Below are 14,680 nucleotides of genomic sequence, written 5' to 3'. Positions count from 1 at the left end.
GCCCGGCGGCATCCCCGGACCGCCGGGCGGCATGCCCGGACCGCCACCTGGGTAGCCACCGCCGGGCCCGCCAGGACCGCCGGGATAGCCCCCGGGCGCGCCGGGACCGCCCGGGTACCCGCCAGGACCGGGCTGACCGGGCGCCGGCGGGTAGCCCGGGCCCGGATACCCGGGACCGGGCTGGCCGGGCGCGGGCGGATATCCCTGGCCGGGACCACCCGGGTACCCGCCCTGCCCGGGACCGCCGGGACCCGGCGGGTACCCGCCGCCCGGACCCGGGTAACCCGGACCGGGATGCGGGTAGCCGGGACCCCCCGGACCGCCGCCCGGGTAGCCGCCGGGACCACCCGGATGAGCGCCGTGCGCCCCGCCCTGCGTCATGCCCTCGTCCTCTCCGCCGCCTGCCGCGCCCGGCCCGCGCCGCCGCCGCTCCTGCCGTCAACGAACCGCGCGCCGCCGTTGGATCCCACCGTCACCCTCACGGCACCGTCACCCTCACGGCGCCGTCATCCTCACGGCGCCGTCATCCTCACGGCGCCGTCATCCTCGAAGCGACATGGTCGGCCGCTCGTCCTCGCTCGGCTGGACGACGACGAAGCCCTGCCCGGAGAATCCGAGCTGGAAGGCCTCGCCGGAGCCGCGCCCGATCAGGCCGCCGAGACGCGCGGTGCGCCGGGGCTCGACACGCAGACCGTCGGTGTAGGCGACGAGGGCGTCGGTGTCGACGAACGTCGGCGCCTCCCGGGTGTCGAGCACGATCGGGTTGCCCTTCGCGGTCAGCGCGACCCAGCCCTGGCCGCGTAGCACCACGTTGAACATTCCCATCCCGGACAGCATCGTGACGCCGCGGACGCGTTCGATCTTCCACTCCAGCGCCGCGTCGAAGGCCAGAATGTTCTTGCCGTTGACGGACAGGCCCTCGCCGGCAAGCTGCGCGACGATGACCTCCTTGCCATAGTCGGCGAGGTAGAGCAGGCCCTGGCCGGTCGCCGTCATCAGCGGCACGCCCTCGCCGGTCGCCCAGGACGAGGCGATTCGGCCGAGTTGCGGCGGCTGCGGGTTGAAGTCGATCAGCCCCTCGTAGGCGATCATGGAGCCGACCCGGGCGAACAGGTCCTGGCCGGGGTTCATGACCACCTTGGCGATCTTGGAACCGTGCTTGCTCATCCGCTCGAAGACGGGCGTGGGCCCGTAATGCTCGATCAGGCTGCCCTGCACGGCCCGCTCCCTCCCGCCGACGGGTGACCCGCCGGGCACGCTGCCGCGATCGTCGCCACGCTCACACCTCGTACGGCTGGACAACGACGAAATGACCGGCGAATCCCATGAACTGCAGCGCCAGAGCCTCACCGCTGCTGCCCGCGTAGATCTGCCGGGAGATCCGCACCTGCGTCGAGACGCTGACCCGCATCCCGGTGGTCCACGCGACCAGCGCGTTCATGTCCGCGAACGTCGGGCCCTGCACGGGCAGGGTCATCGGCGACCCCTTGGTCATGACGACCACCGAGCCCGGCCCGGAAACCTCGAAGTGGAAGAAACCGCCACCGGGGATGCCGGCGCTCTCGATCCGACGCACCTCCGTGCGCACGGTGGCGTCCATCGCCAGCAGGTTCTTCGCGTTGATGCACAGCGACGAGCTACCGAGCTCGACGATGTGCAGGTCGGAGGCGTCCTGGGCGAGGAACACCTCGCCGGAGCCCTTGCAGGTCATGAGCTTGAGGCTCTGACCGGTCAGCTTGCCCTCGATGAGGCCGCGCAGCCCGCCGCTTTTGTAGTCGAACTCGACGTTGCCCTGGTAGGCGACCATCGACCCGCGCAGCGCCAGCGCGTCCGGCCCGAGGGTGACCTTGACCAGCTTGCCGTTCTGCTGGGTCCAGCGCCCGGCCGTCGGCACCTCGCGGTACGGGGCGAGGCTGTTCATCGCCCCCGGCGGGGTCGGCTGGACCTGCGACGGCAAGGGTTCGGGCCCGCCGAACGCACCCACCGGCGGCTGCGCCCCGGGCATGGCGCCCGGCATGGGCGCCGCGCCGCCGGGAGGCGGCCCACCGCCATAGGGGGGCGCGGACGGCTGGGCGGCGCCGTAAGCGGGCGCCGGCTGGCCGCCATAGGCCGGCGCGGGCTGGCCCGGCGCGGGCTGGCCCGGCGCAGCAGGCGATGGGGTGGGGGCCTTGCGCTGGTCGTGACGGGGCGGCGGGACGGCGGCGGGTTCGTCCGCGACCTCGCCGCCGTAGGAGCGGATGAGTTCGGCGAGGCCGCCCTGGAAACCCTGGCCGATCGCGGCGACGCGCCACACGCCCTTGCGGTAGAGGTCGCCGATCATCACCGCGCGCTCGCTGGTGAAGTCGGCGCCGGTGAAGGAGTAGCGCAGCACCTCGGTACCGGCGACGACGATCCTCAGGTAGCCCGACGCGATCGCCGCGGCACTGCCGACGCCGTCCAGCGCCGCGCAGAACGACAGCCGGCCGATCGAGGCCGGCACCTGGTCGAGGCTGACCCGGAACGCCTGGGTGTCCCCGGACTGCGGGCCGAGAAGCTGGACGGACTTCTCCGGTGAGGTCGGCTGGTTGAAGAAGACGAAGTACCGGTCGTCGGAAAGGCGGTCGTCGCCGTCCAGGCCGAGGCAGGAGATGTCCCACTCCCCCGGCGCATTGATCGCAATCCCGACGTACAGGTCGGTGCCCTGGGTGACCGCCGACAGCTGCGCCTTCTGCCCGCGGCTGAACTGGGTGACCAACACGCTCCCTCCACTCGCCTGCCGCCGCCCCGGCACCTGCCGGGACGACCGGCGGATCCGCCCCGCCGCCTGCGCCCGCATCCGCACGAACCGGACTGCGGGCAAGGTAGCAGCTACCCATCTACCCATCCGAACACGCCGGGCACGCGGGCGCTGTCACCCACGGGACACCACGCGTGTCACCGTGACAGGTCTCCAGCGTGACACCTCCTCTCGCGTCCCACGGGCAGGATCGCGTTCACTGGGCGGATGCGCTACGTGGAGAGCTCCGTCACCACCAGCCCGAAGAGGATTTCGAAGATCGGCCTGGGCACCTGGCAGTTCGGGTCCGGACAGTGGGGTTACGGCAGTCGCTACGCCGACAACGACGCCGCACTCATCGTCCGCCGGGCCCTCGAGCTCGGGATCACCCTGTTCGACTCGGCGGAGGTCTACGGCCTGGGACGCAGCGAGCGCATCCTCGGCGCGGCGCTGGCCGCGGTCCCCGGCGGTCTCGACCGGGCCTACGTGGCGACCAAGCTCCTGCCGATCGTCCCGGTGGGCCCGGTCGTCGAGCAGCGCGCGGTCGCCAGCGCGCACCGCCTCGGCGTGCGCCACCTCGACCTCTACCAGGTCCACCAGCCCAACCCGGCGATCCGGGACCGCTGGACGATGCGGGGCATGGCCGCGCTGCGGGCCGTGGGCCTGGTGGGGGACGTCGGGGTCAGCAACTACTCGCTGGCCCGCTGGCAGGAAGCCGACGTGGCCCTCGCCGCGCCGGTGCTGTCCAACCAGGTGGAGTACAGCCTGGCCCGGCCGCGCCGCGGCGCCGCGCTGCTCGACTTCGCCGCCCGCGAGTCCCGGATCGTCATCGCCTGGAGCCCGCTCGCCCAGGGGCTGCTGGCGGGCCACTACGACGTGACCCACCGTCCAAGCGGACAGGTCCGGGCGGCCAACACGCTGTTCGGAACCGAGAACCTCGCCCGGGCGACGCCGCTGCTCGACGTGCTGCGCGAGGTCGCCGCGGCGCACGGGGCGAGCCCCGCCCAGATCGCGCTGGCCTGGACGATCCACCATCCACGGGTCGTGGCGATCCCGGGGGCGTCCGGCGTCGCCCAGGTGGAGAGCAACGCGGCCGCGGCCGACCTCGACCTCGCCGCCGACGAGTACGCCGCGCTCAGCGCCGCCGCCGACCGCTTCACCCCGCTCGCCGGCCCCCAGGCGCTCGCCGCGCTGGCCGCCGAACGCCTGCGTCGCTGAACCGGCCTAGCTTGCGTTGACGGAGCCGTCGGGGGCGTAGACCTCGTCGGAGGACATGATGTGAAACGGCGGGCAGACGCCCGTCGAATGGTGGGCGGCTGCTTCCAGGGCGAGCTGCACGCGCTGTTCGGCGTCGAGGCCGCGGGTGCTGTGCAGGGAGCCGCAGGCGTACTCGTCGCCGCTGCCGACGGCGTAGTAGTCGTCGACGCTGCGGCCGATCTGATAGTCCGAATCGATGCGGTAGAGGTGCCCGCGGATGCCGACGAGGAACAGTCCACCGCTCTCGCTGCCCGAGTCGTTGCGGGCGAATCCGCCCTCGCGCAGACAGTCGCGGACGACCGCAATGAAGTCGGTCGCCATGAACCGATCAAGGTCCCAGTCCTGGGGCACGGGCGGGACGAGGCTGTAGCGGAGCAGCTGGCCCATCCGGAACGAGTCGGTGAAGCCCATGATGAACTCACCGTTGCGGAACACCTTGGTGTCCGCGCGCACGGTGATGGACCAGCCGGCCACGCCGGCGCTGTCCCCACCGATCACGACCCGGCCGTCCTGCTGAACCCCGACGATGCAGGTCACGAAGCGGAATGGTACCGGTTCGCCCCGCGGACCGATGCCCCACCCCGTCTACGTCCTCCACCTTCGTCACGGACTGTCCCGAGCGTCCCGACCGATGTCACCTTGCCGACCTGCGCCGATCTCCCCGATCGGGCCGGCGTAGAGATGTGAGAGCGTGTTCGGGCGGCCGCGGCAGCACACGGCAGCACACGGCGACACACGCATACGGCCGACATCGGCGCTGGAACCAGACGCGGCGCTGGAACCAGACGTGGCACCGGGACCCGGGACAGGTCCCGGGACGACGCTACGGCGCTGGGCACCACCGAGAAGGCGCCGGACACCACCGAGAAAGGGACGGAACGGACGATGGGGATGAAGCGGTTCATGTCGCGGCTCGGGGTCGGAGGGGCCGAGGTCGAGACCGTGCTGGACCGACCGGAGACGCTGCCGGGTCACGTCGTGACCGGCACGACGACGATCACCGGCGGCAAGGTCGAACAGGAGGTCGAGAAGGTCCTCGTCTCCCTGGAGGCGACCGTCGAGGTCGAGCGGGACGACTCGACCTGGTACGAACAGGTCACCTTCGGCACCCAGCAGGTCGGCGGGGGCTTCACCATCAACCCCGGGCAGCAGATCACCGGCCGGTTCGAGCTGCCTGTGCCGTGGCAGACGCCGATCACCGACGTCGGCGGCTGGCACCTGCGCGGCATGAAGATCGGCGTGCGGACGAAGCTGGCGATCCCCGGCGCGGTCGACCCGGGAGACCTGGACCCGGTGGGCGTGCATCCGCTGCCGGTGCAGGAGGCGGTGCTGGCGGCGCTGGGCGACCTCGGCTTCCACTTCCGCTCCGCGGACGTGGAGAAGGGCCATCTCGGCGGCTCCGACCTGCCGTTCTACCAGGAGATCGAGCTCAAGCCGGCCGGCGAGTACGCCCGGCGGATCTCCGAGCTGGAGGTGACCTTCCTCGTCGACGGTGCCGGAATGGACGTCGTGCTGGAGGCCGACCGCCGCGGCGGGCTGCTCTCCCGCGGCGGCGACGAGCTCAGCCGCTTCCGCGTCGGCCACCACGACACCGACCGCCACGCGCTCGCCGGCCTGCTACACCAGCAGCTGGAGCACCTCGGCCGCCGCCGCGGCTGGTTCTGATTCCTGCCCGGAACCCATCCTGGCCGGAATCCATCCTGGCCGGTCGCCCGGCCAGGATGAGGGTTCCCACAATCCCGCCGTCGCGTTTTACTCTTCCGCCGATTCGGGTCTCAGTCAGCGATCAGAAATTCCCTGATCCGCGTCAGGTACTCACCGCGACGACCCGAGTCGTCCTCCCATTCGCCGACCAGCCCCCAAAGCTCGTCGATCTCTTTGTACGCCCCAGACTCAACATTCAGAGGCACCAGAATTCTGGCGGCATCCAATGGGCCCATGCGCGCCGCCAGCACGGCCGATCCAAGCACCCCCCTGACGGTTCGCCATGAATTCAGGAACAGAGGCTCGCCGAGATTGGCCAGCGCGAACACCTCGATGGCCGCCCGTCTCTCGACGCTCATCCGTTGACACCAGGCGCCAGACAAGATCCGCCTCCGCGTCCGAATCCGCAGCCCTGTCGAGCACGCGTGCCTCGACTGCTTCGACGGAGACGAGATCCACGACCACGGCCGCGACGAGCTCGGACAAGGTCAACGATCCCAGGATCTCCTCCGGAACCAAGGACATTGAGGTGCACAGCCTCCCATCAGCACGGTGGAACCCGCGCCGGACTCTGGCACCTGTCCAGTCGCCAGTATCGACGACTGTCAGGACAGGGCAGAGAGTCCCTACCGCGCGCCCGCTCGATCTCCCGTTTCGGCCGTCACCGACCTGGCCAGCTCTTTACGAACCTCGGTGAGACATCTCTCCGCGCGACCGGAGATCTCGGGGTCATGAAATTCCCGGGCCTCCGTGTTCATTCGCTCCCCCTCGCCCGGAGCAGGACATGATCTACGTTGCCGCATTCCAATTCCAATGGATCCGTTGGCGGGCGACCAGATGGATCATGAATGTACTCTTCTTCAGCTCCCGTTGAGCAAGTCTCGTGCTACATCTTGGTCCGCCGCTTCCCGCCCCGTCCACCCCGTCTCCTCGGCCGCCGCCGCGGCTGGTTCTGATTCCCGCCCGGCGTCCGGCTACCTGCCGCCGATCACGCCGATGGCGCCGATGGCGCCGCCCTGCGGACCGAGCCGGTCGAGACGGCCGTCCTCACCACAGCCACAGCAGGATGAGGGCGGCGCAGGAGCGTCCGTCGGCGCAGGACGTCGGGCGGACAGCGCTCGACGGGCACGACCTCGACCGTCCTGTCGTCCACGCGACACTCGCGGCCCCACTTCGGTAACCCGGGGGTAGATACCGGGTATGGCATACCGCGTATGGTGTCCCGAAAGAGGCAGACCATACCGAGTATGTGAATACCAGGTACGCCGCGCCCGGCAGGTACCTGCCGCCAGGCAAGTACCGATACAGGCACATGCGCAGGGAGGCGTGATGTCGATCCGACACGGGCTGCTGGCGTTGCTCGCCGAGCGCCCGATGTACGGCTACCAGCTCAGGGCGGAATTCGAGACGCGGACGGGCTCGATCTGGCCGCTCAACGTCGGGCAGGTCTACACCACGCTGCAGCGGCTCGAACGTGACGGGCTTGTCGAGCCGGCGGACACCGTCGGGGACGCCGATGACCAGACGGCCGTCTACCAGCTCACCGAGACCGGCCGCGCCGAGACCGAGAAATGGTGGTCGGCGCCGGTCACCCGCCACGCTCCGGCCCGAGACGAGCTGGCGATCAAACTCGCGCTCGCGGTCACGCTGCCCGGCATCGACGTGGAGCTGGTCGTGCAGCGCCAGCGCACCGAGACGATGCGTGCGGTGCAGCAGTACACCAGGCTGAGCCGCCAGGCCGACGAGTCGAACGACACCGCCTGGCTGCTCGTGCTCGACAGCCTCGTGTTCGCCGCCGAGGCCGAGATCCGCTGGCTCGACCACGTCGAGGCCCGGCTCGCGCGGGCGGCCCGCACGGGCGCCAGCCCGAGCGGTGCTCCCTCCCCGGCCGCACCGACCACGGCCCTGCCCTCGCCAGGCCGCCCAGGCGCGGCCACGACCGAAAAGAGCGGACGATGACCTCGATCGCGCCCCCCCGAATGCCGGAGCCGGAGCCCGTGCCCCACGGCGCGGCCCCTCCCACCTCGGCCCCGGTGCTCCGCATGCGCGGCGTGACCCGGGTCCACGGCGGTGGCGCGACCCAGGTCGTCGCGCTGCGCGGACTGGACCTCGTCGTCTACCCCGGGGAGCTGGTGGCCGTGATGGGCCCGTCCGGCTCGGGCAAGTCCACCCTGCTGACGTTGGCGGGCGGGCTCGACACCGCGACGTCGGGCGACGTGTTCGTCGACGGGACGGCGCTGGGACGGCTGTCCGCCAAGGCGCTCGCGGCGCTGCGTCGACGCAGCCTCGGCTACGTCTTCCAGGATCTCAACCTCGTTCCGGCGCTGACCGCGGCCGAGAACGTCGCGCTCCCCCGGGAACTCGACGGCATGGCCACGCGCAAGGCGCACAAGGAGGCCGTGGCCGCCCTGGCCGAAGTGGGCGTGGCCGAGCTCGCCGACAGGTTTCCCGACCAGATGTCCGGCGGCCAGCAGCAGCGCGTCGCGATCGCCCGCGCGCTGGTGGGCCCCCGGCGGCTCGTGCTGGCGGACGAGCCGACCGGCGCGCTCGACTCGGCGACCAGCGGCGAGGTGATGCGGGTGCTCCGGGCCCGCTGCGACGCCGGCGCCGCCGGCCTTCTCGTCACTCACGAGGCACGGCACGCCGGTTGGGCCGACCGGGTGGTGTTCCTGCGGGACGGCATAGCGGTCGACTCCACCGGCGAACCATCGACCCCCGAGTCCCTGTTCGACGGCACGTCGACCCGCCCGCACGGGAGCAGATCCTCCGACGGCCCACCGTTCGACCCCGGACGGACCGACCCCGGACGGACCGACCCCGGACGGACCAACGGGGACAGCGGTGACAGCGCGGGCGCACCGGGCGGAGCCGAGCGGTGACGAGGCTTGGATTCCCCGCCGGTCGGGCGGCTTTGCGGGTCGCCCGGCGCGACGCGCTGCGCGCCAAAGGCCGCACGCTGCTGGTTGCCGTGATGATCGGACTACCGGTCCTCATGGTCTCCGGCGTCGACGTCATCGCCCGATCGGCAGTCGACGGCCCTTCGGAGCACGTCTGGCGCAAGCTCGGCGCTCACCCCGAGCTGCAGGCACGGTTCGACGGCTGGAATTCCGGACTCCCGATGGCGCAGAGCCCCGACGCCGAGACCTTCAGTCCGGTCGACCCCGATGCGAGCGGGCCGGCCCAGCTGCCGGACGTCAAGAAGGCTCGGGCCGGCCTCGCCGCGGCGTTGCCGTCCGGGGACCGGCTCGTCACCGTGTACGACGCCTACAATGCGCGGTTCCGGATCGACGGCCCCGGCGCCCACGACGGCAACCGATTCGTTCGGGCGAACCTGCGCCAGGCCGACTGGACCGACCCCAGCCTCGCAGGCCTGGTCGGTATCGCCTCGGGCCGACTGCCGGCGAAGGAGGGCGAGGTCACGGTGACGGCCTCGTTCGCCAGGCACTTCGGCGTCGGGGTCGGCGACACCATGCGGTTCGAGCTTCCGGACCGTGCGACCGCCAGTGCCGACCCTCCCACCAGCGGTGCGGGGCGCGTACGCGTCGTGGACGTGGTGGGAGTCGCCCGCCTCACCGAGGAACGCAACACCAGGGCGGTGCTCGGCAGGCCGGGCCTGCTGCCGGCCGACGGCACCCCGGGCTACGGCAGCGACACGCTGTACGCGGCGGGTCCGAGTCCGGTCACCTGGAACGATGTGCTGCGCCTGAATCGGCTGGGTGCGGTCGTGGTGAGCCGGGCGGTGCTCGCCGATCCGCCCCCCGCAGGCGATGTGCCCGAGGTGCCGGGCAGTTCCGGCGCCTCCACCGCTCTCGACGCGGCGGTCGTCGCCACGGCCGTCGGCCTGGTGCTGCTCGAGGTCGCGCTGCTGGCCGGGCCGGCGTTCGCGGTCGGTACTCGGCGCAGCATCCGGCACCTCGCTCTGGTGTCCGCCAGCGGCGGCAACCGCAGGCAGATCGGCAACATCGTGCTCGCAGGCGGCCTCGTCGTCGGTTTCGGGGCCTCCGTGGCCGCCGCCGGGCTCGGCGCCGGCGTCGGCGTGGCGGCGCTGCCCGTCCTCGAGCACTACGAACAGGGCGACTTCGCGCACACCGACGTCCGGCTGCTCGACCTGTCACTCATCGTCGCCGTCGGGACGCTCACCACCGTCGCGGCTGCCGTCGTGCCGGCCTGGCAGGCCAGCAAGGTCGACGTCGTCGCGGCGTTGGCCGGTCGACGAGGCCCACTCGCCACCCCGAGGCGAGTTCCGGTGCTCGGCGTGGTCGCGGTCGCGGTGGGGGCCGGGCTGACAGCGCTCGGCGCGGTCATCGTCGAGCCGCTGCCGGTACTCGCTGGTACCGCGGTCGTGACACTCGGCCTGATCACGACCGCGGGATCGGTCGTCGAGCTCATCGCCAGGGCCGCCAGGCGGCTGCCGGTCGCTCCCCGGGTGGCCCTGCGTGACGCGGCTCGCCAGCGTGGCCGCACCGCCCCCGCCATCGGGGCAGTGATGGCCGCGGTCACGGGGTCGGTGGCGCTCTCGCTCTACGTCGCCGCGCTCGACAATCACGACCAGCTCACCTACCAACCGTCGGCCGCTCCCGGGGGCGTGGTGCTCGACCTGACGCGATGGGGGCCGAACGGACCGGAACAACCGCATCCGGCCGCGCCAGCGGAGGCGTTGCTGCGAGAGAACCTGCCCATCGACAAGGTCGCGCCGATCAACGTCATAGGCGATCCTGGTGGCGGTTCGTCCTCCTCCTACCCCTACCCGCGAAGCGACGTCACCTGCGGCTTCCCCTACGGCGACGTCCCCAGCCTGACGTCGTCGAACGCGTCGGTCGACGAACGGTGTGGCGAACGGGGGCTCGTCCTGGTCTACAACGGCGTCGTGGTGGGCGACGGCAGTGCGCTGGACGTCGCCAGCAACGGCGGCTACCCCGGTGTCCGGGCCGTCGTGGCAGCCGGCGTCGTCGCCGTGACGAACCCCCGGTACCTGCAGGCGGACGGGAACGTCGTCGTGAAGCTCAGTCAGCCGTACGATCCCGGGCAGTCCGATGTCGAGTCGAGCGAACGGACGCTCGTCCTGCCCGCCAGGCTCGTCAAGCGTACCGGCGGTACCCCGATCGACATGGTCGTCGTGCCACCGGCACTGGTACTGGCGCGAGGGTACGCGGTCATTCCCGGCGCGGTGGTCGCCAGCACGACTCACCTGCCCACCGCGGCCGAGGCGAAGCGGGCGGACTCGGCACTGGCGGACGCCGGAATCGACAACGGCCTCGTCGTCGAACGCGGCTACCAGAGCGCCTATGACATCGGGTTGTTGGCGCTGGCGGTCGCGGCTGCCGTGATCACCCTCGGCGCCACCGGCATCGCCGTCGGACTCGCCGCGGCAGACGGTCGCGCCGACCTGGCGACGCTCGCCGCCGTGGGGGCAAGCCCGGGGGTACGCCGCCGGCTGGCCGCCAGCCAGGCCGCAGTGATCGCCGGCATCGGGGCGGTGATGGGGGTCGTAGCCGGCGCGGTGCCCGGCCTCGCGTTGATCTGGATGCAACGCCACGGCTCCGGGGGGCTCGACCCGAGCTGGGAGTTCGTCCCACCCTGGCTGAGCCTGACCAGCATCGTCGTGCTCGTGCCGCTTGTGGCCGTGGCGTGCGGCTGGTTGTTCACCCGGTCACGGCTGCCCACCATCCGCCGCGTCACGCTCTGACCAAATGAACCGAGGCGCCCCGGTTGCCAGGCCAACGGACACAGGGCGGGCGGTTACCCGACGGGGATCACGCCGATGGCGCCGCCCTCCGGGCCGAGGCGGTTGAGAAGGATGGGGACCTGGTTCGCGGCGACGTACTCGTCGACTGCCTGCTGCGCGCCCTTCCACCAGCCGTAGTCGTCGATGATGAGGACGCCGCTCGGGGTGGCGCGCGGGTAGAGGTGCTCCATCTCGTGCTTGGTGGACTCGTACCAGTCGGTGTCGAGGCGGAGCAGGGCGATGCCGTCGGGAACGTTCTGCGGGATGGTGTCCTCGACCTTCCCCTGAATGAAGTGAATCTTGTCGGCCGGGTAGCCGATGCGGGCGACGTTGGCCTTGACCTGGTCGAGGGAGACGATGGCCCACGCCGAGTCGGCCTGGGCCGGGTCTGAGTGGGCGAGCAGGCCCGCGGCGGTCTGCCCGTCCGGCGCGACGTCCTTGTCGGTGGGCGGGGACATGCCCTCGAACGTGTCGAACAGGTAGAGATCCCGGCTGGTGTCACCGAGCTGCAGCAGCGTGCGGGCCGCCGCCATCGTGGAGCCGCCGGCCCACACGCCGCATTCGACGACGTCGCCCGGAATCTCGTTGCGAACGAGGTAGCGGACCGCCTGGATGAGGCCGAAGACCTTCGCCTGGTCGGTGAGGGTGTACGGGGCGCACTCGCGGATCGTGGCCAGCGCCTCGGCGTCCATGCCGGCGGGGATCTCCCAGCCGGGCCGGCGGACGAGGTCGAAACCGGACCGCTGCACCGCCTTACGCAGATAGACCTTCGCCTGGTCCTTGACGGCCATGTACGACTCCTTGACGACATCCGTAGCGCGGGGAACGAACGCGGAGTGCACCTGACCTGGGTCTCACCGCATCCACCGGGACGGCATATCCTCCCACGCTTCGCGGATCGTCGGTCCACGCTCCGCGTCCGGACCTCGGGCCTGCCTCCCACTCGTACCGCCAGCCTTCCGGGGATCGTCAGGACTGTCGGACCCGTTGGCTACCGTGAGACGGGCGCCCGGTGGTGCCTGGTGGTGCCTGGTGGTGCCTTGGTTGCCGAGCGCCGGCCGAGGGGGCGAACCGCGGTGGAGGCAGGATGACGACGATGCATCGCGTGCCACCGGAGATGTTCCGGTTCGCCACCGAGCAGAACGCCGACCTGTACACGGCCGTCCTGCGGGTGTTCGGCGAGGCGAACGAACGGTTGGAGACCACGCTCGGTCCGGACGGCATCGAGGAGCGGCTGGGGTCCGTCGGGTTGTTCCGGGCCCTGGGTCCGGACGAGCTCGGCCGTGCGCTGTCCCAGCTGGGTAAATGGCAGCTGCTCGACGTCATCCAGAACCACGGCGCCGACTACTCCACCGCCGCCGAGTACGAGCGCGGCAACCTCCAGTACTCACTGACCCGGCGCGGGGAGGCGGCGTTCGCCGGTGTCCAGCACGCGCTGGCGGTGCTGGCGTCCACGGGTGCGCTGCAGACCGCCGTCCTGGACGCCATCGCGGACAGACTCGACGCGTTGTATGCGCTGCTGCTCGACGAGACCTCGTCGGACCGCAGGCTCTTCACGACGCTGAGCGAGCTGGAGAACCATCTGGAGGCGCTGCGTGCGAACACGAAGCAGTTCAACGGCGAACTGCAGCGGCTCCTGCGGGCGGAGAACGCCGACCTTGACACCTTTCACGAGGTGAAGCGGGCGACGGTGACCTACCTGCAGGAGTTCGTCACCGACCTCGATCATCGCTCGCGGGCCATCCTCGACGCCGTCCGCCGGGTCGAGTCCCAGGGCGTCGAGGTGTTGCGTGCGCGGGCGTTGCGCGGCGCCGAGCTGTCGCCGATGGGCACCGACGATCCGTCGGTGGCCTGGTTGGAGCACCGCAGGCTGCGCTGGGAGGGCCTGCGGCTGTGGTTCGACCCGGACGACGGTTCCCGGCCCCGGGTGGAGCAGCTGCACACGGTGGCCCGGCGGGCCATCGTCGCCCTGCTCGCGACCCTGGAGCGCATCGGCGAGTCGCGGCGGCGGTCGTCGAGCGCGGCACGCGACTTCCGCGTGCTCGCCCGCGCCTTCAGCGCCGCAGCCGCCGAGAACGATCTGCACCGGCTCTGGGGCGCGGCCTTCGGCCTGACGCCGGCCCGCCACGCGCACCTGCGCCACCCCGATCCCGAACTGATACCGACCGGTGTGAGCTGGGCGGACGCGCCGTCGGTCGAGGTCTCGACCCTGCTGCGGCGCGGTGGGCGGGCCGAGCGGTTCTCCCGGCCGGGGCGGGTCCGTGACGTGACCGCGATCCGCCGCGAGCGCGCGGAGCAGGCGCGCCGTGAGCGCGCCGACCTGGAGGCCGGCTGGGAACGGCTGCGCACCGACGGGCCGCTGCGCCTGTCGGCGCTGCGCCAGCTCGACCACGAGGCACTCGCGCGTCTGCTGGACCTGCTGGGCCACGCGCTCGACGGAGAGCTCGACAGTTCGGGTGCGCGGCGCGCCACCACGGCCGACGGCCGGGTGGAGATCGTGGCGCGCCCGACCGACGACGGCCAGCTCGCGGTGATCCGCACCTCCCACGGTGTCCTCGTCGCGCCCGATCACCTCGTCGTCATCACCCTGGTCGGCCGGTTCACCCGCGCCGCCGGCGCCGCGGCCGAGGCGGGGCGATGAGCTCGTCGGCGAACCAGCACGTCCGGGACGAGCGTGAGGACGTCGCCCGGGGCATCCGGTTGTTGCTCGCCACCCCGCTGCTCACCGCGGCCGGGGATCCGGACGGGTTCACGATCGTGCGGCGGCGGCGCGGCCCGATCGGTGAGTGGTTCGAGTACTTCTGCGGGTGGCAGCTGCGGGTCGAACCGCGGGCGGGCTATGCGAGGCTGGTGAAGATCCGACCGGTGCCGGATCCGCCGCGCCCGGCCCGGCGGGCGCGCTCGACCCGGGCGCCCTTCGACCGGCGCCGGTACGTCCTGTTCTGCGTGGTCGCCGCCGAGCTGATGGACGGGCCCGTCACCACGATCGGGCTGCTGGCCGACCGCGTCGCGGCCGCCTGCGCGGCCGATCCGGCGTTGCCGCCCTTCGACACGGCGAGCCACGCCGAGCGGATGGCCTACGTCGACGCGCTGAAGCTGCTGGAACGGTTCGGCGTCGTGAGCGCCGTGGACGGTGTCACCGACGCCTACGTGCAGTCCGAGGACGCGAAGGTGCTGTACCGGGTCGACACCACCCGCCTGGTCGGGCTGCTGGCCGCGCCGACCGCCCCGTCGAGGGT

General features: G+C 71.7%; 13 protein-coding genes. 7 read left to right on the top strand and 6 right to left on the bottom strand.

From position 1 onward, the window contains the following. The 3 genes from NBZ83_RS21190 to NBZ83_RS21180 form a co-directional block, all read right to left on the bottom strand. Nucleotides 1-381: hypothetical protein (locus NBZ83_RS21190; protein WP_261575660.1), on the bottom strand; the 381-nt coding region annotated here is incomplete at its 3' end. A 159-nt stretch (nt 382-540) separates the two neighbouring features. Continuing rightward, nucleotides 541-1,218: an AIM24 family protein gene (locus NBZ83_RS21185; protein ID WP_261570689.1), complete on the bottom strand. Its 678-nt coding sequence runs from the start codon at nt 1,216-1,218 to the stop codon at nt 541-543. Nucleotides 1,219-1,279: 61 nt separating this feature from the next. After that, entirely contained in the window at nt 1,280-2,734 is a 1,455-nt protein-coding gene (locus NBZ83_RS21180; RefSeq protein WP_261575662.1) for a TerD family protein, read from the bottom strand. A 249-nt stretch (nt 2,735-2,983) separates the two neighbouring features. Between NBZ83_RS21180 and NBZ83_RS21175 the strand changes: the two genes are divergently transcribed. Continuing rightward, nucleotides 2,984-3,973, top strand: a complete 990-nt coding sequence (locus NBZ83_RS21175) for an aldo/keto reductase (RefSeq protein ID WP_261575658.1) — start codon at nt 2,984-2,986, stop codon at nt 3,971-3,973. Between the two features lie 6 nt (nt 3,974-3,979). Here the strand turns inward: NBZ83_RS21175 and NBZ83_RS21170 are convergent, their stop codons facing one another. Beyond that, nucleotides 3,980-4,549, bottom strand: a complete 570-nt coding sequence (locus NBZ83_RS21170) for an Ntn hydrolase family protein (protein ID WP_261570687.1) — start codon at nt 4,547-4,549, stop codon at nt 3,980-3,982. 348 nt (nt 4,550-4,897) lie between these two features. Here NBZ83_RS21170 and NBZ83_RS21165 point away from each other — a divergent pair, with 348 nt between their 5' ends. Next, nucleotides 4,898-5,677, top strand: coding sequence for a sporulation protein (locus tag NBZ83_RS21165; protein ID WP_261575657.1), 780 nt, complete (start codon nt 4,898-4,900; stop codon nt 5,675-5,677). A gap of 110 nt (nt 5,678-5,787) precedes the next feature. On the opposite strand, the gene NBZ83_RS21160 is transcribed toward NBZ83_RS21165, so the two are convergent. Beyond that, the gene (locus tag NBZ83_RS21160; RefSeq protein WP_261575656.1) at nt 5,788-6,075 is read right to left on the bottom strand and encodes a hypothetical protein; all 288 of its coding nucleotides are present in this window, start codon (nt 6,073-6,075) and stop codon (nt 5,788-5,790) included. A gap of 970 nt (nt 6,076-7,045) precedes the next feature. Here NBZ83_RS21160 and NBZ83_RS21155 point away from each other — a divergent pair. Genes NBZ83_RS21155 through NBZ83_RS21145 form a run of 3 tightly spaced genes read left to right on the top strand, consistent with a single transcriptional unit; the run spans nt 7,046 to nt 11,402 of the window. Further along, entirely contained in the window at nt 7,046-7,675 is a 630-nt protein-coding gene (locus NBZ83_RS21155) for a PadR family transcriptional regulator (RefSeq protein ID WP_261575655.1), read from the top strand. Continuing rightward, nucleotides 7,672-8,595 carry an ABC transporter ATP-binding protein gene (locus tag NBZ83_RS21150; RefSeq protein ID WP_261575653.1) on the top strand — a complete coding sequence of 308 codons (924 nt, stop codon included), beginning with the start codon at nt 7,672-7,674 and terminating at the stop codon, nt 8,593-8,595. The genes NBZ83_RS21155 and NBZ83_RS21150 overlap by 4 nt, the downstream gene beginning before the upstream one ends. Further along, a complete protein-coding gene (locus NBZ83_RS21145; protein ID WP_261575652.1) occupies nt 8,592-11,402 on the top strand; it encodes an FtsX-like permease family protein in 2,811 nt (936 codons plus the stop codon). The genes NBZ83_RS21150 and NBZ83_RS21145 overlap by 4 nt, the downstream gene beginning before the upstream one ends. A gap of 53 nt (nt 11,403-11,455) precedes the next feature. Here NBZ83_RS21145 and NBZ83_RS21140 read toward each other — a convergent pair whose 3' ends face one another. Next, nucleotides 11,456-12,232, bottom strand: a complete 777-nt coding sequence (locus NBZ83_RS21140) for a TylF/MycF/NovP-related O-methyltransferase (RefSeq protein ID WP_261575651.1) — start codon at nt 12,230-12,232, stop codon at nt 11,456-11,458. Between the two features lie 305 nt (nt 12,233-12,537). On the opposite strand from NBZ83_RS21140, the gene NBZ83_RS21135 reads away from it, so the two are divergent. Together NBZ83_RS21135 and NBZ83_RS21130 are read left to right on the top strand one after the other, a co-directional pair. Next, nucleotides 12,538-14,082, top strand: a complete 1,545-nt coding sequence (locus tag NBZ83_RS21135) for a TIGR02677 family protein (RefSeq protein ID WP_261575650.1) — start codon at nt 12,538-12,540, stop codon at nt 14,080-14,082. Beyond that, nucleotides 14,079-14,680: TIGR02678 family protein (locus NBZ83_RS21130; RefSeq protein ID WP_261575649.1), on the top strand; the 602-nt coding region annotated here is incomplete at its 3' end. The genes NBZ83_RS21135 and NBZ83_RS21130, both read left to right, overlap by 4 nt.

Origin of the sequence: Frankia gtarii (assembly GCF_025403375.1) — a bacterium.
Lineage (GTDB): Bacteria > Actinomycetota > Actinomycetes > Frankiales > Frankiaceae > Frankia > Frankia gtarii.
This window is presented reverse-complemented; position numbering and strand designations above follow the sequence as displayed.